Raw genomic sequence first — 16953 nt, 5'->3', positions numbered from 1 at the left:
GAGGTCAGGCGCCGGGCAGGCCGTACGCCTCGGCGATCAGGCCGTAGGAGCGGATCCGCGCCTCGGGGTCGGCGACCTGCGAGGTGATCATCAGCTCGTCGGCCTCGGTGCGCTTGCGCAGCTCCTCCAGCCCCGTGCGCACCGCGGCGGCGTCGCCCAGCACCACGTTCGACAGGTGGTCGTGGACGAAGGCCGCCTCGGCCGCGGAGTAGGGGTAGGTCTCGGCCTCCTCGGGCGTGGGGATCGGCTCCGGGGCGCCGCGGCGCAGGCGGAGCATGGCCAGCGCGCCCGGCCGGGCCAGGCGCAGCGCCTCCTCGGCGGACCCGGCCGCCACGGCCGCGACGCCGATCATCGCGTACGGCCGGTCCAGCGCCTCCGACGGCCGGAACGTCGACCGGTACAGCTCCAGCGCGGGGATGGTGTTGGCGGAGCTGAAGTGGTGGGCGAACGCGAACGGCAGCCCCAGCAGGCCGGCGAGCTGGGCGCTGAAGCCGCTGGATCCGAGCAGCCAGACCGGCGGGCGGCCGGACTCCGGCGAGCGGGGGACGGCCGAGAGCCGGTGCAGGGGATTGTCGGCGGGGAAGGAGGCGTCGAGGAAGCCGGTCAGCTCGGCGAGCTGCTCGGGGAAGTCGTCGGCGCCCAGGTCGCCACGGCGCAGCGCCCGCGCGGTGGCGGGGTCGGTGCCCGGGGCGCGGCCGAGGCCGAGGTCGATGCGGCCGGGGTGCAGGGCGTGCAGGGTGCCGAACTGCTCGGCGATGATCAGCGGCGCGTGGTTGGGCAGCATCACGCCGCCGGAGCCCAGCCTGATCGTGCGGGTCGCCGCGGCCAGGTGGGCGATCAGTACGGCGGGGGAGGAGCTGGCCACCGATGGCATCCCGTGGTGCTCGGCCACCCAGATGCGGTGGTAACCCCACTCCTCGGCGCGCCTGGCCAGCTCGGTGCTCCCCGCCAGCGCCTGCGTGGCGGTGAAGCCCCTGCCGACGGGGGCGAGGTCGAGGATGGACAGCGGGACCTCGGCGGAGCCGCGCGCCACGCCGCGGATGTCACCGGGGATGTCATCGTGAGCCATGTCTGCGGCGAACCCGCCCCGGCCCGCGTTTATTCCGGCGCACGCTCCCCGGCCTCGGCCCCGGCCAGCTCCGAGTGCCGGTAGGAGTAGGCGAAGTACACCACCAGGCCGATCAGGAACCACACCACGAACCGCACCCAGGTCTGCCACGCCAGGAAGGTGATCAGCCAGAGCGAGAAGGCGATGCCGACGGCCGGGACGAACGGCATGCCCGGGGTGCGGAAGGTCCGCGGCAGGTCGGGCCGCCGGTAGCGCAGCACGATCACCGCCGCGCACACCACCACGAACGCCAGCAGGATGCCGATGTTGGTCAGCTCCGCCGCCTCCACGATGGGCAGGAATCCGGCGATGAGCGCCGAGACGACGCCGACGATCCAGGTCACCCGGGTCGGCACGTGCCGTACCGGGTGGGTCTTGGCGAACCACTTCGGCAGCAGCCCGTCGCGGCTCATCGAGAACCACACCCGGGTCACCCCGAGCATGAACGTGAACATCACGGTGAGGATGCCGATGATCGCCCCGACCGCGATCACGTCCGCCAGCCAGGTCAGGCCCACCGACTTGAACGCCGTGGAGAAGCCGCTGACCCGGTCGATCTCGGTGTACTTCTGCATGCCGGTCAGCACCAGGCAGGCCAGCACGTACAGCGTCATGGCGATGGCGAGCGAGTACAGGATCGCCCTCGGCATGTGCCGCGTGGCGTCCTTGGACTCCTCCGCCGCGGTGCTCATCGCGTCGTAGCCGAACACCGCGAAGAACACCGTGGCCGCGCCCGCGAACACGCCTCCCACGCCGTAGGGGAAGAAGGGGACGTAGTTCGAGGACCTGATGTGGAAGGCGCCGACCACGATGACCACGATCACCACGACGACCTTCAGCCCGACGACGGCCATCTCGAACCGGGCCGCGTTGCGCATCCCGAGGTTCAGCAGCCAGGCGATCAGCAGGCACAGCAGCGCGGCGAACAGGTCCATCCGGTGCCCGTCGCCCGTCCCCGGCGCGCCCAGCATCCACGCCGGGAGATCGACGCCGAGGCTGCCCAGCAGGAAGGAGAAGTAGCCGGAGATGCCGATGGCGACCACCGAGACGATCGCGGTGTACTCCAGCAGCAGGTCCCAGCCGATGAACCAGCCCGGCAGCTCGCCGAGCACCGCGTAGCCGTAGGTGTAGGCCGACCCCGCCTTCGGGATGAGCCCGGCGAACTCGGCGTAGGAGAACGCCGCCGCCGCGCTCGCGATCCCGGCGACCAGGAACGACAGTACGACGGCGGGGCCGGCCTTGCCGTTGGCCACCGCGCCCGCGAGCGTGAAGATGCCCGCGCCGATGATGCCGCCCACCCCGATCGCGGTGAGCTGCCACACGCCCAGTACGCGGGTGAGCTGCCCGGTCTCACCGCCCCCGGTCTCTTCGATCTGTTCGAAGGGTTTGCGGCGCAGCACGCCTTTTCCCGTCCGCAGTCCGGCCACGACCCATCTCCCCCGCGCGACGCCCGCGGCGGAGCACCGCCGCCTGCCCGGCCCCCTTTTACCCTCTTTCACCTGCGGATATGCGAGCCTGCCCGGCGGAACCGGGCGGGGCTGACCGTGGCCTGGCCGGACCCGGCGGGGTACCGTCGTGTTATAGGACATAAGCCACCCGGGGGGGCCGCTATGGCAAGCGATCCCGACCATGTGCTCGACGCCATCGACGGAGTCGTCGACGAATGGCTCGCCATGAGCGAGGACTCGATGCGCTGGGCGCCACCAGAGAAAGCCCCGCCCCGGCAGCGGCTCGGCCTGCCGGCGCCGCCCCTGCCGCAGATCGTCGAGGGGATCCTCCAGGAGGTCGGCGCCCGCACGCAGGCCGTGGTGGAGGCCGTCCGCCCGCTGGGCGAGGGGGTGATCGAGGCGTTCGCCGCCGTGCTGGAGAACTCCCCGGTGCGGCACCTGATACACGCGGGCCCGCGTGCCCGGCCCCCGCACGGACCGGCCGGTCACGGCGGAGGCGGGGACCCGCGGACGGGTGACCCGCCGGACGGGTGACCGACCCACCGGACGGGTGGCCCGCCGGAGCCGTCCGCCCGGTCACCGGCCGGGCGGAGGACGCGTCGCGGGCCCTTCGGACCGGGGGTCGCGTCAGACCAGGTAGTCGCGCAGGGCCTGCGACCGCGACGGGTGGCGCAGCTTCGACATGGTCTTGGACTCGATCTGCCGGATGCGCTCGCGCGTCACGCCGTAGACCTTGCCGATCTCGTCGAGCGTCTTGGGCTGGCCGTCGGTCAGGCCGAACCGCATGGACACCACGCCCGCCTCGCGCTCCGACAGCGTGTCGAGCACCGAGTGCAGCTGCTCCTGCAGGAGCGTGAAGCTGACCGCGTCGGCCGGGGTGGGCGCCTCGGAGTCCTCGATGAGGTCACCGAACTCGCTGTCACCCTCGGTGCCGAGCGGGCTGTGCAGGGAGATCGGCTCGCGGCCGTACTTCTGCACCTCGACGATCTTCTCCGCCGGCATGTCGAGCTCGCGGCCCAGCTCCTCGGGCGTGGGGTCGCGGCCCAGGTCGGCCGTCATCTGCCGCTGCACGCGGGCCAGCTTGTTGATCACCTCGACCATGTGGACCGGGATGCGGATGGTCCGCGCCTGGTCGGCCATGGCCCGGGTGACGGCCTGCTTGATCCACCAGGTGGCGTAGGTGGAGAACTTGAAACCCTTGGTGTAGTCGAACTTCTCCACCGCGCGGATCAGGCCGAGGTTGCCCTCCTGGATGAGGTCCAGGAACAGCATGCCGCGGCCGGTGTAGCGCTTGGCCAGCGAGACCACCAGGCGGAGGTTGGCCTCCAGCAGGTGGTTCTTGGCCCGGCGGCCGTCCTCGGCGATCCACTCCAGCTCGGCGCGGACGTCGGTGGACAGGCCGTCGCCGTCGGTGGCGAGCTGCTCCTCGGCGAACAGACCGGCCTCGATGCGCTTGGCCAGCTCCACCTCCTGCTCGGCGTTGAGCAGGGGGACCTTGCCGATCTGCTTGAGGTAGTCCTTGACCGGGTCGGAGGTCGCGCCCGCCGAGACGCCGCTGAAGTCGTCGTCATCGTCGGTCAGGACCAGCGTGTCGTTGTCAACCGGGGCCGTCACCGCGATCACACCCTTCATGAGCCGAGCAGGGCGAACACCTACTCCTTCAACGTACGTCCCGCGCCGACGTGCTGCGGACACGCGGAGTTCCGCCCGCGGCCCGGGACCACCTCGGTCTTCTGCCCCGTTCCCCTCCGCCTGAATCGGCCCCGCCCCGACCACGCGGCCCGCGCCACCCATGGTGACCTGCCCGGACGTCCCCCCGGCGCCGCGCCCGGCGCCGGGAGGGCACGTCCCGCGCGGCGGCGCCGCACCGCCGGCCGAGGGGGCCGAACAGAGCACGTCACCGGATGGGTCAGCGCGGTACGGCCCGCACCCATCCGCGGTCCCCGCCGATGAAGCCGTCCATCGCCAGGCCGGCGTCGTCGAGCTCCCGCGCCAGGAAGTCGTCGTCGAGGCGCCTGCTGAGGAAGAAATGGGTCCAGCGCCGGTCGCCGACCGTGTACTCCATGGTGGCCGCCAGCAGGCCCGGCTCCGGCCGGCTGACATCCGTCATGCGCAGGACGTGGCCGTCGTCGGTCAGCCGCTCGGAGGGCCCGACCGTGTCGTACCACTCCGGGGGCTTGCGCTGGAGGATCACCAGGCCGCCGTCGGCGACGTGCTCGCGGCAGGCGCGCAGGAACGCCCGGCGCAGCTCGTCGTCGGCCGTCTCGATCACGAACGACATGAGCAGGACCACGTCGAACGTCCGGCCCAGGGAGAGCGACTGGATGGGGGAGCAGACCTTCTCGGCGCCCTCGATGTGCGCGAGCATCTCGGGCGACTCGTCGACGGCGGTCACCGGGTGGCCGAGGGCCAGGAGGCTGTGGGTGATCCTTCCCGCGCCCGCGCCGAGCTCCAGGATGCTCGCGCCGGCCGGGACGGCGCCGTGCACGAGCTCCGGCTCGCCGCGCGGGGTCAGCATGGCGTAGTAGTCGACGGCGCAGCCGTCCGGGGTGATGGGGCCGGGACCGGTGCCTTGGTAGAGCCGCTTCGCTTCCATGATCCCCATCATGCGCCGCCGCCGGGGGCCGCGCGCGGCGGTACGGCGAGCCCGGTGAGGAAACCTCCGGAACGGGCATGGCACGCTGGAGACCGAGGGAGCACCCGAAGCGTGGCCGGGGTCGCGGCCCGGGTGCCGCACCAGCTGGAGGCCCATCATGGTCGATTTCCCGGATTCCGGCGTCTTCTTCGTCGGCAACGCCACGATGCTCATCCGCTACGACGGGTTCACCCTGCTCACCGACCCCAACTTCCTCCACCGGGGCCAGCGGGCCTACCTCGGCTACGGCCTGACCAGCAGGCGCCGCACCGATCCGGCGATACAGGTGGAGGACCTGCCCCCGCTCGACGCCGTCGTCCTGTCGCACATGCACGGCGACCACTGGGACCGGGTCGCCCGCCACGGGCTCGACCGGTCCGTGCCGATCGTGACCACCCGCCAGGCGGCGCGGCGGCTGCGGCGCCAGGGCTTCGGCGGGGCGGAGGGACTGAGCACCTGGCAGGAGCGGACCCTCCGCCGCGACGGCCGCACGTTGAAGGTCACCGCGCTGCCCGGACGGCACGCGCCCGGGGCGGCCCAGGTGCTGCTGCCGCCGGTGATGGGCAGCATGCTGGAGTTCTGCCGCCAGGACGGCTCGGTCGGCCTGCGCATGTACATCAGCGGCGACACGCTGATGGACCGCGAGCTCCTCGCGCCCATCCCGGAGCGCTACCCCGACATCGACGTGGGCGTCGTCCACCTGGGCGGCACCATGATCCTGGGCATGATGGTGACCATGGACGGCGCGCAGGGAGCCGAGTGGCTCTCCTTAATCGGCCCCGGGCACGCCGTGCCGATCCACTACGACGACTACGAGGCGTTCTCCTCGGGCCTCGACGACTTCCGCGAGGAGGTCGAGCGGTGCGGCATGTCCGACCGGGTGCGCTACCTCGCCCGCGGCGAGACCTGCCCGCTGCCGGTGCGCACCGCCCGCAGTGAGGCCCCGGCGTCGCAGCGGTCCTGACCGTCCGGCCGGATCCGCCCGGCGCCGGGTCCGCGGGCCCGCCCGGGGCTCCCGGACGTCCGTACGGCCCGCGCCGGGTGGATCCTGCGGGGCGGATCAGGTGAGCGAGGTGTCGCCCATGGACTCCAGCAGCACGCGCAGCAGTCCGGCGAGCTGATCGCGCTCGGCGGGGCCGAGCGCGGCCAGCAGCCGCGCCTCGTTGTCCACGTGCGGCCCGACCAGCCCGTCGACGATCTCCAGGCCGCGCGGGGTGAGCCGGATCCGCACCGATCGGCGGTCCCCGCCGTCGCGGACCCGCTCGACCAGGCCCCTGGCCTCCATCCGGTCGATCCGGTTGGTGATCGCCCCCGAGGTGACCATGGCCGCCTTGAGCAGCGCCCCGGCCGTCAGCTCGTACGGCGCGCCGGAGCGGCGCAGCGTGGCCAGCACGTCGAACTCGAAGCGCTCCAGCTCGTGCCGGGCGAAGAACTCCTTGAGCTCGCGCTCGAACAGGATGGAGAGGCGGGAGAGCCGCCCGACGATCCCCATCGGCCACACGTCGATGTCGGGCCGCTCCCGGTTCCACTGGGCGGTGACGGCGTCCACCGCGTCGCTCATCGGCACTCCTCTCAATGGGAATAATCTCAACGTTCACATACTTGACGTTCGCAGAACGAACATGATGTCATCTCAACGTTGAGATTATCAATGAGAGGCAATCCCATGGCCACTGTCGCCCTCCCCTCGGTCGCGCGCGCCCAGCGCACCGGCGACCTCGCCCTCGCCGCCCTGGCGCCGGCGAGCTGGGGGACCACATACGTCATCACCGCGACCCTGCTGCCCGCCGACCGGCCGATGCTGGCCGCGACCCTGCGGGCGCTCCCGGCGGGCCTGGTGCTGCTCGCCGCGACCCGCCGGCTCCCCAGGGGAGAATGGTGGTGGAAGTCGGCGGTGCTCGGCATGCTCAACTTCGGCGCCTTCTTCCCGCTCCTCTTCTTCGCCGCCTACCACCTGCCCGGCGGGGTCGCCGCCACGATCTCCTCGGTCCAGCCGCTGGTCGTCGCGCTGCTCTCGCTGCTGGTCCTGCGGGTCCGGCCGACCCGCCCCATCCTGTACGCCGCGCTGGCCGGCACCGGCGGCGTCGCCCTGCTGACCCTGACCTCCAAGGCCCGGCTGGACCCGCTCGGGATCGCCGCCATGCTCGCCGCGACCTCGCTGATGGCGACGGCCATCGTGCTGGCCAAGAAATGGGGGCGGCCCGAGTCGCCCCTCGTGATGACGAGCTGGCAGCTCGTCGCGGGCGGACTGGTGCTGGCCCCGCTCACCCTCGCCGTCGAAGGGGTGCCCGAGACCCTCACCGGCCAGAACATCCTCGGCTTCGCCTACCTCGGCGTCATCGGCACCGCCCTCGCCTACACCCTGTGGTTCCGCGGCATCGAGCAGCTGCCGCCCACCTCACTGTCCCTGCTCGGTCTGACCAACCCCCTGGTCGCCACCCTCGCCGGCCTCATCGTGCTCGGCCAGACCCTCACCGGCTGGCAGGTCACCGGCTTCGCCATCGCCCTCGGCGCACTCGTCGTCGGCCAGACCCTGAACAGGAGATCCTCATGACCGCGCAGGTCGCGGGCGCCCACCGCTCAGGACCGGCGTCCCGGCGAAGACGGCCGTCGCCGTTCCGCCGGGACGCCGGGGGCGCTCACCCGCGGCCGGCCGGGGCCCCGGACCCCTCCGACACGCTGTCCAGCCAGGCCCGGTGCAGGCCGGCGAAGCGGCCCTCCTCCGCGATGAGCCGGTCGGGGGAGCCGTCCTCCACGATCCGGCCGCCCTCGATCACCAGCACCCGCTCGGCGGTCTCCACGGTCGACAGCCGGTGGGCGATGATCAGCGCGGTCCGGTCGGCGAGGATCGTGCGCATCGCCCGCTGCACGAGCCGCTCGCCGGGCACGTCGAGGCTGGAGGTGGCCTCGTCGAGGATCAGCACCGCCGGGTCGGCGAGGAAGGCGCGGGCGAAGGCCACCAGCTGCCGCTGGCCCGCCGACAGCCGGCCGCCGTGCTTGCCGACCTGGGTGTCGTAGCCCTCCGGGAGCGCCGAGATGAAGTCGTGGGCGCCGATCGACCGGGCGGCCGCCATGACCTCGTCCATGGTCGCGTCCGGGCGGCCGAACCGGATGTTGTCGGCCACCGTACCGGTGAACAGGAAGTTCTCCTGGGTCACCATGACCACCGCGCCGCGCAGCGTCTCCTCGGCGAGGTCGCGCAGATCGACCCCGTCGAGCAGCACCCGGCCGGCGACGGGGTCGTAGAACCTGGCGACCAGCTTCGCCAGCGTGGTCTTCCCCGCCCCCGTGGTGCCGACCAGCGCCACGCTCTGCCCGGCCGGGATCACCAGGTCAATCCGCGGCAGGACCGGCGTGCCGTCGAGGTAGGAGAACTCCACCTCCTCGAACCGCACCTCGCCGCGCGGCCGCTCCAGCGCCACCGGCTCGCGCGGCTCGGCCACCGCCGGCCGCTCGTCCAGCACGCCGGCGAGCTTCTCCAGCGCCGCCGCCGCGGACTGGAACGTGTTGTAGAACTGGCTGATCTCCTGCATCGGCTCGTAGAACTGCCGCAGGTAGAGCAGGAAGGCCGCCAGCACGCCCACCTTGACGTCACCGCCGATGGCCCGCCAGCCGCCGTACAGCAGGACGGCCGCGATCGTGATGTTGCCGATCAGCTTGACCCCCGGCATGAACATCGCGATCAGCCGCATGCTGCGGACGTTGGCGTCCCGGTAGTCGACGTTGAGCCCGGCGAAGATCTCCTGGTTGCGCGGCTCCCGGCGGAACGCCTGGACCGCCCGGATGCCGGTCATCGACTCCACGAAGTGGACGATCACCAGGGCGACCGTCTCCCGGGTCCGGCGGTAGGCGATGCTCGACTGCCGCCGGAACCACCGGGTGAACAGCAGCAGGACCGGCAGTGGCAGCAGGGCGACCAGCGCCAGGGGGGCGTCCAGGACCAGCAGCAGGACCGCGGTGCCGACCAGCGTCAGCACGGCGGTGACCAGCCCGTCGAAGCCCGACTGCAGCATCTCGGAGATGGCCTCGATGTCGGAGGTGAGCCGCGCGACGACCCGCCCGGAGGTGTAGTCGTCGTGGAACGACAGCGACAGCCGCTGGAAGTGGCCGAACACCCGCCGCCGCAGCTCCAGCAGGATGTTCTGGCCGATCCGGCCCGCCATCCTGAGGAACACCTGCCGGCTCACCGCCTGCACGGCCGCCGCGACCAGGATCGCCGCCACGACGGTCACCAGCGTCCCCGGCCCCTGGCCGGCGGCCATCGGCGGGATGCCGGAGTCGATGCCCACCTTGACCAGGAAGGGGATGGCCAGGGCGGCGGCGTTGCAGACGACGATGACCGTGACGAGCAGCGCGATCTGCCTGCGATAGGGGCGCAGCAGCTCGCCGAGCAGCCGCCTGGACTGGGAGCGCAGCACGAGCGACTCCTGCTGCGGCGAGTCGTCGTCCTTCTCGGCGGCGACCCCCCGCCACGCCCGCTCGTCCTGCCCGTGCTGCCCGTCCTGCCCGTGCTCCGGCCGGTCCGGGCGGGCCGTTCCCGCCGTTTCCGCCGGTCCCGCGTGGTCCGTCGTGCTCATCGCAGCGCCCCCTCGCTGTCCAGGTCCATGTCGGCGCCCAGGCCGGTCTCCCCGTCCGGGCCGGTGTCCGGGACGGGATCGTCGTCCAGGGCGGCCGACAGCAGCGCGCGGTACTCCGGCACGCTCGCCAGCAGCTCGTGGTGCCGGCCGACGTGCGCGATCGTGCCGTCCAGCAGCAGCGCCACCTTGTCCGCCAGCAGGACGGTGGAGGCGCGGTGCGCCACGACGATCCCGGTCGCGTCGCGCAGCACGTGCCGCAGCGCCTCCTCCACGAGGATCTCCGTCTCGACGTCCAGCGCCGAGAGCGTGTCGTCCAGCACGAGGATCCTCGGCCGGCTCAGCACGGCGCGGGCCAGGGCCAGCCGCTGTCGCTGCCCGCCGGACAGCGACATCCCCTGCTCGCCGATCCTGGTCTCCAGCCCCCACGGCAACCGGTGGACGAACCCGGCCTGCGCCGTTTCGATCGCCGCCTCGATCTCCTCCTCGGTGGCGTCGTGCCGGCCCAGCGTCAGGTTCTCCCGGACGCTCATCGAGAACAGCGTCGGCTCCTCGAAGGCCGTGGCGACCAGCGAACGCAGCGCGGGCAGCGACAGGTCCCGCACGTCGTGCCCGTCGATCGTGACCCGGCCCGCGGTGACGTCGTGCAGCCGCGGCACCAGGGAGGTCAGCGTGGTCTTGCCCGAGCCCGTCGCGCCGACGATCGCGACCGTCTCACCGGGCCGCACGTCCAGCCAGACGTCGCGCAGCACCGGCTCGGCCGCGCCGGGGAAGCGGAACTCCACGCCCTCGAACCGCAGGTGCCCCCGGGGCCGCTCGATCTCCCCGGAACCGCCGACGATCTCCGGCTCGGTGTCGAGCACCTCCAGCACGCGGTCCGCCGCGGTCATCGCCTCCTGGCCCTGCACCAGGATGAAGCCCAGGGCCGAGATGGGCCACACGAGCTGCAGCATCAGCGTGGTGAAGGCGACCAGCGTGCCCAGCGTCAGCGAACCCGAGCCGACCGCGAGCGCGCCCAGCAGCAGCACCAGCGCGAGCGTGACGTTCGGGACCACCTCCAGGAAGGTGAAGAACTTCGACGACAGCCGCACCTTCTCCATCGAGGAGCGGTAGACCTTGTCCGCGCCCTCGCCGAAGAGGCCCGCGACGTGCCGCCCGCGGCCGAACGCCTTGATCGTCCGGATGCCGACCGCGGACTCCTCGATCACGGTGGCGAGGTCGCCCTGCTCGTCCTGGACCCGCCGGGAGACGTCGATGTACCCCCGCTCGAAGCGCAGCGAGGTGATCACCACCGGCGCCGCGGACAGGGCGACGAGCAGGCCGAGCGGCCAGTACATGTTCAGCAGCAGGCCGGTCACCGTCACGATCTGCACGGTGATCAGGACGAGGAAGAGGATGCCGAAGCCGAGGAACCGCCGGATCACCGACAGGTCCGTGGTCACGCGCGACAGCAGCTGCCCGGACTGCCAGGAGCCGTGGAAGCTCATCGGCAGCCGCTGCAGGTGCCGGTAGACGTCGTCGCGGAGCCTGGTCTCCACGTCCAGGACGACGTCGGACAGCAGCCATCTGCGGGCGAAGATGAGGCCCGCCTCCAGCACGCCCAGCGCCAGGGCCAGCAGGGCGAGCGGGACCAGGGCGTCGGTGTCGCCGTGCGCGACGGGACCGTCGATGATCTTCCGGGCGACCATCGGGATGACGATCGCGATGCCGGTCGCCACGAGGGCGGGCAGCCAGATGAAGACCATGCGGGTGACATGGGGGCGGAGATAGGACCTCATCCGCCACAGGGAGGTCAGGCCGCGGCGGCGCGGCGGGGCAGCGGGGACCGGGCGGGCGTCCTCCGCGTGCCCGGCGGTGTCGTCTGCGGTGGAGTCCTTGGAGTCCTTCTGTTCGAGGGGGTCCGTATCAGGGGGCATCAGCAGGCAGCACTCTCCTCACGGTCTAGGGGTGGTTGATCGCCGACCGGCGCACAGAACCCGCCTAGGCTAAGGCAGCCGTCAACCGGTTTTCCGGTCGGTGGGGCCGGGCTTCCCGGGCCGCGGACACCGGGCCTCGGTGCCGCGGGCTCACCCGGGACCGCCCCGGCGGGCCGGCGTCCCGGCGTCGCCCACGGCGGCCCGCCGCGACCCGTCATGACCCATCGTGACCCGCCAGAACTCACGGCGGCTCACGGTGGCTCATCTGGCGGAGGGGTTCCTTGAGTCTCCGCCCGCCGTACGGCCTCGGCAACTCCCTCCGGGGTGGCGCTGCCGTAACCGCGGCGGCAGGCGGGGCTGCGCGTCCCCGCGCCGCCACCCGCCCTTCGGGCGGGCTCGTGCGGGCCCGGGTAGGTCACCCGGGCACTCCGCCCCGCGCGGCCGGCACCCCGGCGCCGCCATCATCACCGGCTTCCCGGTCTGGCCGACCTCACCGGCGTCCGGGTGCTCGCCGAGATCGGTGACGACCGCGCCCGCTTCGCTGTCGCCCGCGCGCTAAAGGCCTACGCCGGGTCGGCGCCCATCACCCGCGCCTCGGGTAAGAGCCTGGCCGTCCACCATCGCAAGGTGAGAACCAGCGCCTTGGCCGCCGAGCTCCTCGCCTGGACGAACCCGCCAGGGCCTGGGATTCCCGGTCACCGGGCAGAATTCGGGGTCGACGGCGCGCGTCTTACATGCCACCAGTTCTCCCCAGTCCGCCCGGCAACTCCTTTCGTTCATCCCGAGCCGTCGCATGCAGCCGAGAAATATGATGCCCAGCTCTTGACATGACAGAGGGGAGAGGTCTCGCTCGACGCAACTCAGATAATCGGAGCCGAGAGCCGCACAGGTGGACGCTCCCGCACCGTCGACGTCGACGCGCGCACACCGGTCGACGACATGGAGAGCGCCCGCACAGATGATTTCTCCCCAGCGCCCGGATCCTTGCCGGCATTCGGAGACCATGACGCGTCCCTGCGTGCATCCGGGGGATGCCGAATGCGCGCCGCGGCACCTCTCGAACACCGGCCGCTCGGCCGCCGCCGATCCGACCAGCGCCGTCATTAACAAGATGGTGGCGCCCAGCATGGCCAGGAGCGGCCGCACACCGCTCCTGGGTGTACTCGATCGCATCGGAATCAATGACAATCAGGTTTGAACTTCAGGTTCAACACGCCCGTACCGCCAGATCGAGCAGAGTCCGTGTAGGTGACCCAGGAACCACGGCCCGGATGCCGGTCGCGGAAATCGGAGAATTTACCATTGATCCATTCTATGCCCTTTGAATGATGGCGTCTCCGACCAGGCCCAGTGCTCGGGCCGGCGTCATAGGGCGCAAAGTGGCTTTGTGTAATCGCGTGTCAGTGTCGACAGACTCTCCTCTGTCGACACTCCACCGGGAAACTACGAGGCCGCAGGTAGTGAGCATCAAGAACTCGTGCCGAGAGCCAACGTCGGTGAACCGGCCGGTGAGCGGATTCCGGCAGGCACCGGCGCGCTGTCCTGACCTGGGAATACGCCCCTACCTTGCGGTCTATGACACCGACCCGGGCGGAGGGCCAAGTAGGGGTGCAGCCACGGTGAGCCCAAAACCCACAATTGCGATCTTGGCTGAGCGGGACGGCGGGGCGTGGCCCGGGGCGAGGACGCCTGGGATCAGGCGATGGTGAGCGGTCCGTCGACCAGGTGCGCCGCCGGCGGACCGGTCATCCGGAACCGTGCCGGCGGATGCAGGGCCAGCCCGTTGGCGCAGGTGGCGAGGTGGCCGACCTCGTCGGAGGTCGTGGAGCCGAGGTCGCCGAGCAGTTCGGCCGCACGCGGGACCACCCGGGAGAGGGCGTCCTGCACGCGGTACCGGACGTACAGCGAGTCGGCGAGCGTCGACTCGTCCAAGCCGTCGTCGATCCGGCGGGCGACGCCCTCCGCGGCCGACATCGCGCCCTCGGTCTCCACCAGCAGCTGGACCCGCTCGGACTCGGGCACCCGGTCATCGAGCAGCACCCGCTCGACCAGTGCGCCGGCGGCCCCGAGGTGGCTACCGGTCATCAGCAGCCGGTACCAGGCGAAGCCCGCGGTCAGCAGTACGTCCAGTTGCCCGCCTCAGCGAGGAGACCTCCGCCCGCATCACCGCCGAGCACGCCCCGGCGGCCCGTCGCCCGGCTCGTTGATCTACATGCGTGCTGAGCAGGGCTAACGGCCCTCGAATGTACTTCGTGGCAGCTTCGTTAACGACAGGCCGTTCAGCGCGACCCGAATATGATCACCCATTGATCCATATAACGCTTAACGATATATGCTTAACGATATATATCGCATATGTCGCTACGCGAGCAGAGTTACCTCATCCTGTTGGCCCTGGCCGACGGCCCGCTCCACGGCTACGGCGTGATCAAAGCCGTCCGGGACCTGTCGGAGGAGCGGGTACGGCTCGGCGCGGGCACCCTGTACGGCGCGCTCGACCGATTGTCGGGCGACGGCCTGGTGTCCGTGGTCAAAGAAGAGGTCGTCGCCGGCCGCCACCGCCGCTACTACGACCTGACCGGCCACGGCCGCACCGTCCTGGCCGAGGAGACCTCTCGCCTGACCCGCCTGGCCGCCACCGCCCAGCACCGCCTGTCCCTGCGGCCGCAGTGGGGAACGCGATGACCGGACACGAGCACCTCGCCGCCGAAAGCCCCAGCGACGCCTACACGGACCGCTGCCGCCTGCTGCTGCGTGTGGCATATCCGCCGCGCTTCCTGCACGCGCGCGGCGAGGAGTTCCTGGGCACCCTTCTCGACCTGGCCGAGCCCGACCGATCCCTGCCGGACCTGCGCACCGTGCTGAACGTGCTGCGCGCCGGCGCGGCCTGGCGCCTGCGGGAGCGCCCGCCCCTGTGGCGCTGGCTCTGCTACCGCCTGTTCGGCAAGCGGCTTCCCTTGCACTACCGCCGGTGGGTCCGTGACGACGTCCGTGGCCGGTTCTTTCTCCTGCGCCTTCTCGGGACGTGGACGTTCCTGGTTTTCCTGCCGTACACACTGGTGGACGGCCTGGGGTTGATCGGCGAGCCCGGTTCCTGGGGGCTCAAGGTCGGCGCTCTGCTGGGCGCCTGTATGACCGCCATTGCCAGCCGCCGACGGATCCGACGCGACTTGCTGGCCAAACACCGGTTCAACTCCAACGGCACTCCTATCGCCCCGTAGCCTGCCGATGGCGAGCCGTAATGACCTCTTCACGTGCCCCTCAGATGATCATGTGTCTTTCGAGAGGGTCGAAGTGCTTCCCCGGGCTGCACCGAACCTGATCGCACGTCATCACCTCCATCAGGCGATCGTGAGGGTGGTACTGGGCAGGTGCCTGACCTTGGTCAGCTGCCTTGCTCGGGCAGATCCAGCCCATGAGCCCTAAGCGCCTTACGAACCTGCTGGAGGCATTCTTCCGCCGAGTAGGCATCGGCTCGAACGGTCCATCGGTCATCTTGGGGTCCGCCGCTCGCATGGAAGGTCCAGGGCCGAATACCTCCGCGCTCGGCATCCACCCTGATCAGGGCGTTCACATCGTGCTCCAGAAGCCATCCGAGCATCATGATCGCGTCCATCCGGGCAGCATATGGTGCCCGGCGGCGTGTCGCAGGAGTCGGCGAGTGCGTCGGATACGGTGAATGCGCGGTACGGCTACGGCCCGGGGCACCACCGGTCGGGACCGGCCCTCAGGCCGCACGCCCGGCCGGCGGGCGGCGGAGGGCCGGGTACGGCGGTGCGGCGCGCCGCCGCTTGACCCCCTATAAGAACAATTCGGCAATTCTCAGCGGTGTCAGTTACCAGCGCGGGTTACCGTCGAGCGCGTGGATACTCCCGAGACCCCTGCGGTTGAGGACGAGCCCGAGAGCGACCGGGCCGAAGCTGAGCTGCTTCATCGGTTGGCCCAAGGAGTCTTCAGCCGGATTGACTGCATGGATGCCACAGCGGCTGAGATGGCTGCTCGGGCACCCATCGAGCGGTTGGCCGAGGCGCGGCTGCTGATGCTAGTGCCGCAGCATCCAACGTTTGCCCCATGGCCCAGGCGCCGGCCCCACTGCTTGGATCATGCTTCTCGCGATATGAGCTGCTCAGTATGATCCTGGGATCTCAGGAGCTTTCCACGAAGCGCGCGCCCGGCCCGGGCGTGCGGCAGACGTCTTCCGGGGCGAGGTGGCTGTGCCCCGCAGCGCACTCGAGGACGACCTTGACCGGCTCGTCGCAGGAGCTCGCATCGTCGACGGGCCGGTGCCGGACGATGACCGACGGGCCCTGCGGGTCGGCAAGGTACGTGTCGCCCCATTCCAGGAGCGCCACGAGCGTGGGCCGCAACGCCCGGCCCTGCTCGGTGAGCTCGTAGGCGAAGCGCTGCCGATCCCCGGGCTCCTGATAGGGCACGCGGCGCATCACTCCCGCGGTCACCAAAGTCTCGAGCCGAGTCGCCAGGAGATTTCTGGCGATCCCGAGGCGGGAGTGGAACTCTCCGAACCGGCGCGCGCCGTCCAGCGCTTCACGAACGATCAGCAGCGACCAGCGCTCCCCCACCACCGAGAGGGCGCGCGCCACCGAGCAGTTCACTGGGTCGATTCGCCGCGTCTCCATGGGACGAGTGTACCCATCTGAGTTTACAAGCTGTACTTAGCCCTCGTAGACTCCGGCCTGAGTTGAAGAACTAAACTCATAAAGGAGATCGACCATGCCCATGCTCGACGTGTACATTCCCGACGGCGCGCTCCAGCCGGACGCCGAGGCGGCCCTGCTGAACCGCATCACCGAGATCCTCGTCCGCAACGAGGGATTCAACCCCGCCGACCCGGTGAGCCGTTCCGTCTCCTGGCTTTGGCTGCACCGACCGGCCGGCATCTACGTCGGCGGAGAACCCGCGGACGCACCTCGCTACAAGGTCGTCCCGTCCGTCCCCGAGGGCCAGCTCGACGAGCAGAAGCGTGCGAGCGTCATCGCCGAGGTCACCGAGGCAATCCTCGACGCGGAGAACGGCGCCTGGCCGCGTGACGCCAGCCGGATCTGGGTATTCCCCACCGAGATCCCTGAAGGTCACTGGGGCGGCTGGGGCCAGATCAGGCCGCTCGCAACGATCCTCGCCCGACTCACCGGCGATGACACCAAGCGGGCCCGTACGCTCGCGCGTGAGCGGATCGCTGCCACCCGAGCCGAACACGCCCGCCTGCCCTGATGAGCGGCGAACGAAGTGGGGATCGATGCGGCCGGTGACACAG

General features: G+C 70.9%; 16 protein-coding genes and 2 pseudogenes. 8 read left to right on the top strand and 10 right to left on the bottom strand.

Going from position 1 to position 16953, the window contains the following annotated elements; genetic code table 11:
* Positions 1 to 4: 4 nt before the first annotated feature.
* Positions 5 to 1069 (bottom strand): LLM class flavin-dependent oxidoreductase, encoded by a 1065-nt coding sequence (locus HDA43_RS00755; protein WP_179817815.1) that lies wholly within the window; start codon positions 1067 to 1069, stop codon positions 5 to 7.
* A 29-nt stretch (positions 1070 to 1098) separates the two neighbouring features.
* Positions 1099 to 2535, bottom strand: a complete 1437-nt coding sequence (locus HDA43_RS00750) for an amino acid permease (RefSeq protein ID WP_179817814.1) — start codon at positions 2533 to 2535, stop codon at positions 1099 to 1101.
* Positions 2536 to 2718: 183 nt separating this feature from the next.
* Between HDA43_RS00750 and HDA43_RS00745 the strand changes: the two genes are divergently transcribed.
* Positions 2719 to 3090 carry a hypothetical protein gene (locus HDA43_RS00745; protein ID WP_179817813.1) on the top strand — a complete coding sequence of 124 codons (372 nt, stop codon included), beginning with the start codon at positions 2719 to 2721 and terminating at the stop codon, positions 3088 to 3090.
* Between the two features lie 93 nt (positions 3091 to 3183).
* Here HDA43_RS00745 and HDA43_RS00740 read toward each other — a convergent pair.
* Both HDA43_RS00740 and HDA43_RS00735 read right to left on the bottom strand, forming a co-directional pair.
* Positions 3184 to 4143 (bottom strand): annotated as a pseudogene (locus HDA43_RS00740) (RNA polymerase sigma factor); the annotation flags it as partial.
* A gap of 322 nt (positions 4144 to 4465) precedes the next feature.
* Positions 4466 to 5152, bottom strand: a complete 687-nt coding sequence (locus tag HDA43_RS00735) for a class I SAM-dependent methyltransferase (RefSeq protein WP_179817812.1) — start codon at positions 5150 to 5152, stop codon at positions 4466 to 4468.
* Positions 5153 to 5309: 157 nt separating this feature from the next.
* Here HDA43_RS00735 and HDA43_RS00730 point away from each other — a divergent pair, with 157 nt between their 5' ends.
* Positions 5310 to 6155 carry an MBL fold metallo-hydrolase gene (locus HDA43_RS00730; RefSeq protein WP_179817811.1) on the top strand — a complete coding sequence of 282 codons (846 nt, stop codon included), beginning with the start codon at positions 5310 to 5312 and terminating at the stop codon, positions 6153 to 6155.
* 96 nt (positions 6156 to 6251) lie between these two features.
* Here HDA43_RS00730 and HDA43_RS00725 read toward each other — a convergent pair whose 3' ends face one another.
* Positions 6252 to 6752, bottom strand: a complete 501-nt coding sequence (locus HDA43_RS00725) for a MarR family winged helix-turn-helix transcriptional regulator (RefSeq protein WP_179817810.1) — start codon at positions 6750 to 6752, stop codon at positions 6252 to 6254.
* A 105-nt stretch (positions 6753 to 6857) separates the two neighbouring features.
* Between HDA43_RS00725 and HDA43_RS00720 the strand changes: the two genes are divergently transcribed.
* A complete protein-coding gene (locus HDA43_RS00720; protein ID WP_179817809.1) occupies positions 6858 to 7745 on the top strand; it encodes an EamA family transporter in 888 nt (295 codons plus the stop codon).
* Between the two features lie 85 nt (positions 7746 to 7830).
* Here HDA43_RS00720 and HDA43_RS00715 read toward each other — a convergent pair whose 3' ends face one another.
* Both HDA43_RS00715 and HDA43_RS00710 read right to left on the bottom strand, forming a co-directional pair.
* The gene (locus HDA43_RS00715; RefSeq protein ID WP_179817808.1) at positions 7831 to 9768 is read right to left on the bottom strand and encodes an ABC transporter ATP-binding protein; all 1938 of its coding nucleotides are present in this window, start codon (positions 9766 to 9768) and stop codon (positions 7831 to 7833) included.
* A complete protein-coding gene (locus tag HDA43_RS00710; RefSeq protein ID WP_179817807.1) occupies positions 9765 to 11681 on the bottom strand; it encodes an ABC transporter ATP-binding protein in 1917 nt (638 codons plus the stop codon). The genes HDA43_RS00715 and HDA43_RS00710 overlap by 4 nt, the downstream gene beginning before the upstream one ends.
* Before the next feature lie 474 nt (positions 11682 to 12155).
* Here HDA43_RS00710 and HDA43_RS00705 point away from each other — a divergent pair.
* A pseudogene (locus HDA43_RS00705) lies at positions 12156 to 12288 on the top strand (transposase); the annotation flags it as partial.
* Between the two features lie 351 nt (positions 12289 to 12639).
* Positions 12640 to 12879, top strand: coding sequence for a hypothetical protein (locus HDA43_RS00700; protein WP_179817806.1), 240 nt, complete (start codon positions 12640 to 12642; stop codon positions 12877 to 12879).
* Positions 12880 to 13376: 497 nt separating this feature from the next.
* On the opposite strand, the gene HDA43_RS00695 is transcribed toward HDA43_RS00700, so the two are convergent.
* The gene (locus HDA43_RS00695; protein ID WP_218911541.1) at positions 13377 to 13766 is read right to left on the bottom strand and encodes a hypothetical protein; all 390 of its coding nucleotides are present in this window, start codon (positions 13764 to 13766) and stop codon (positions 13377 to 13379) included.
* Positions 13767 to 14036: 270 nt separating this feature from the next.
* On the opposite strand from HDA43_RS00695, the gene HDA43_RS00690 reads away from it, so the two are divergent.
* Positions 14037 to 14366 carry a PadR family transcriptional regulator gene (locus HDA43_RS00690; RefSeq protein ID WP_179817805.1) on the top strand — a complete coding sequence of 110 codons (330 nt, stop codon included), beginning with the start codon at positions 14037 to 14039 and terminating at the stop codon, positions 14364 to 14366.
* The gene (locus HDA43_RS00685) at positions 14363 to 14902 is read left to right on the top strand and encodes a DUF5313 family protein (RefSeq protein WP_179817804.1); all 540 of its coding nucleotides are present in this window, start codon (positions 14363 to 14365) and stop codon (positions 14900 to 14902) included. The genes HDA43_RS00690 and HDA43_RS00685 overlap by 4 nt, the downstream gene beginning before the upstream one ends.
* Before the next feature lie 164 nt (positions 14903 to 15066).
* Here HDA43_RS00685 and HDA43_RS00680 read toward each other — a convergent pair whose 3' ends face one another.
* Positions 15067 to 15297 (bottom strand): hypothetical protein, encoded by a 231-nt coding sequence (locus HDA43_RS00680; protein ID WP_179817803.1) that lies wholly within the window; start codon positions 15295 to 15297, stop codon positions 15067 to 15069.
* Between the two features lie 529 nt (positions 15298 to 15826).
* Complete coding sequence (locus tag HDA43_RS00675; protein ID WP_139578314.1) at positions 15827 to 16318, bottom strand: winged helix-turn-helix transcriptional regulator; 492 nt, start codon at positions 16316 to 16318, stop codon at positions 15827 to 15829.
* A gap of 94 nt (positions 16319 to 16412) precedes the next feature.
* Between HDA43_RS00675 and HDA43_RS00670 the strand changes: the two genes are divergently transcribed.
* The gene (locus HDA43_RS00670) at positions 16413 to 16910 is read left to right on the top strand and encodes a tautomerase family protein (RefSeq protein ID WP_179817802.1); all 498 of its coding nucleotides are present in this window, start codon (positions 16413 to 16415) and stop codon (positions 16908 to 16910) included.
* The last annotated feature ends 43 nt before the right edge of the window (positions 16911 to 16953 follow it).

The sequence above is a fragment of the Streptosporangium sandarakinum genome (assembly GCF_013409935.1).
Classification (GTDB): domain Bacteria; phylum Actinomycetota; class Actinomycetes; order Streptosporangiales; family Streptosporangiaceae; genus Streptosporangium; species Streptosporangium nondiastaticum.
The sequence above is the reverse complement of the archived record's forward strand: the minus strand, read 5'-3'. Positions and strand labels throughout refer to the sequence as shown.

Coding starts and splice junctions, on each gene's coding strand:
- HDA43_RS00720 (WP_179817809.1), top strand. CDS start 6,858: ATGGCCACTGTCGCCCTCCCCTCGGTCGCGCGCGCCCAGCGCACCGGC.
- HDA43_RS00690 (WP_179817805.1), top strand. CDS start 14,037: ATGTCGCTACGCGAGCAGAGTTACCTCATCCTGTTGGCCCTGGCCGAC.
- HDA43_RS00725 (WP_179817810.1), bottom strand. CDS start 6,752: ATGAGCGACGCGGTGGACGCCGTCACCGCCCAGTGGAACCGGGAGCGG.
- HDA43_RS00700 (WP_179817806.1), top strand. CDS start 12,640: ATGATTTCTCCCCAGCGCCCGGATCCTTGCCGGCATTCGGAGACCATG.
- HDA43_RS00680 (WP_179817803.1), bottom strand. CDS start 15,297: ATGGACGCGATCATGATGCTCGGATGGCTTCTGGAGCACGATGTGAAC.
- HDA43_RS00675 (WP_139578314.1), bottom strand. CDS start 16,318: ATGGAGACGCGGCGAATCGACCCAGTGAACTGCTCGGTGGCGCGCGCC.
- HDA43_RS00695 (WP_218911541.1), bottom strand. CDS start 13,766: ATGACCGGTAGCCACCTCGGGGCCGCCGGCGCACTGGTCGAGCGGGTG.
- HDA43_RS00710 (WP_179817807.1), bottom strand. CDS start 11,681: ATGCCCCCTGATACGGACCCCCTCGAACAGAAGGACTCCAAGGACTCC.
- HDA43_RS00735 (WP_179817812.1), bottom strand. CDS start 5,152: ATGGAAGCGAAGCGGCTCTACCAAGGCACCGGTCCCGGCCCCATCACC.
- HDA43_RS00715 (WP_179817808.1), bottom strand. CDS start 9,768: ATGAGCACGACGGACCACGCGGGACCGGCGGAAACGGCGGGAACGGCC.
- HDA43_RS00685 (WP_179817804.1), top strand. CDS start 14,363: ATGACCGGACACGAGCACCTCGCCGCCGAAAGCCCCAGCGACGCCTAC.
- HDA43_RS00755 (WP_179817815.1), bottom strand. CDS start 1,069: ATGGCTCACGATGACATCCCCGGTGACATCCGCGGCGTGGCGCGCGGC.
- HDA43_RS00730 (WP_179817811.1), top strand. CDS start 5,310: ATGGTCGATTTCCCGGATTCCGGCGTCTTCTTCGTCGGCAACGCCACG.
- HDA43_RS00745 (WP_179817813.1), top strand. CDS start 2,719: ATGGCAAGCGATCCCGACCATGTGCTCGACGCCATCGACGGAGTCGTC.
- HDA43_RS00670 (WP_179817802.1), top strand. CDS start 16,413: ATGCCCATGCTCGACGTGTACATTCCCGACGGCGCGCTCCAGCCGGAC.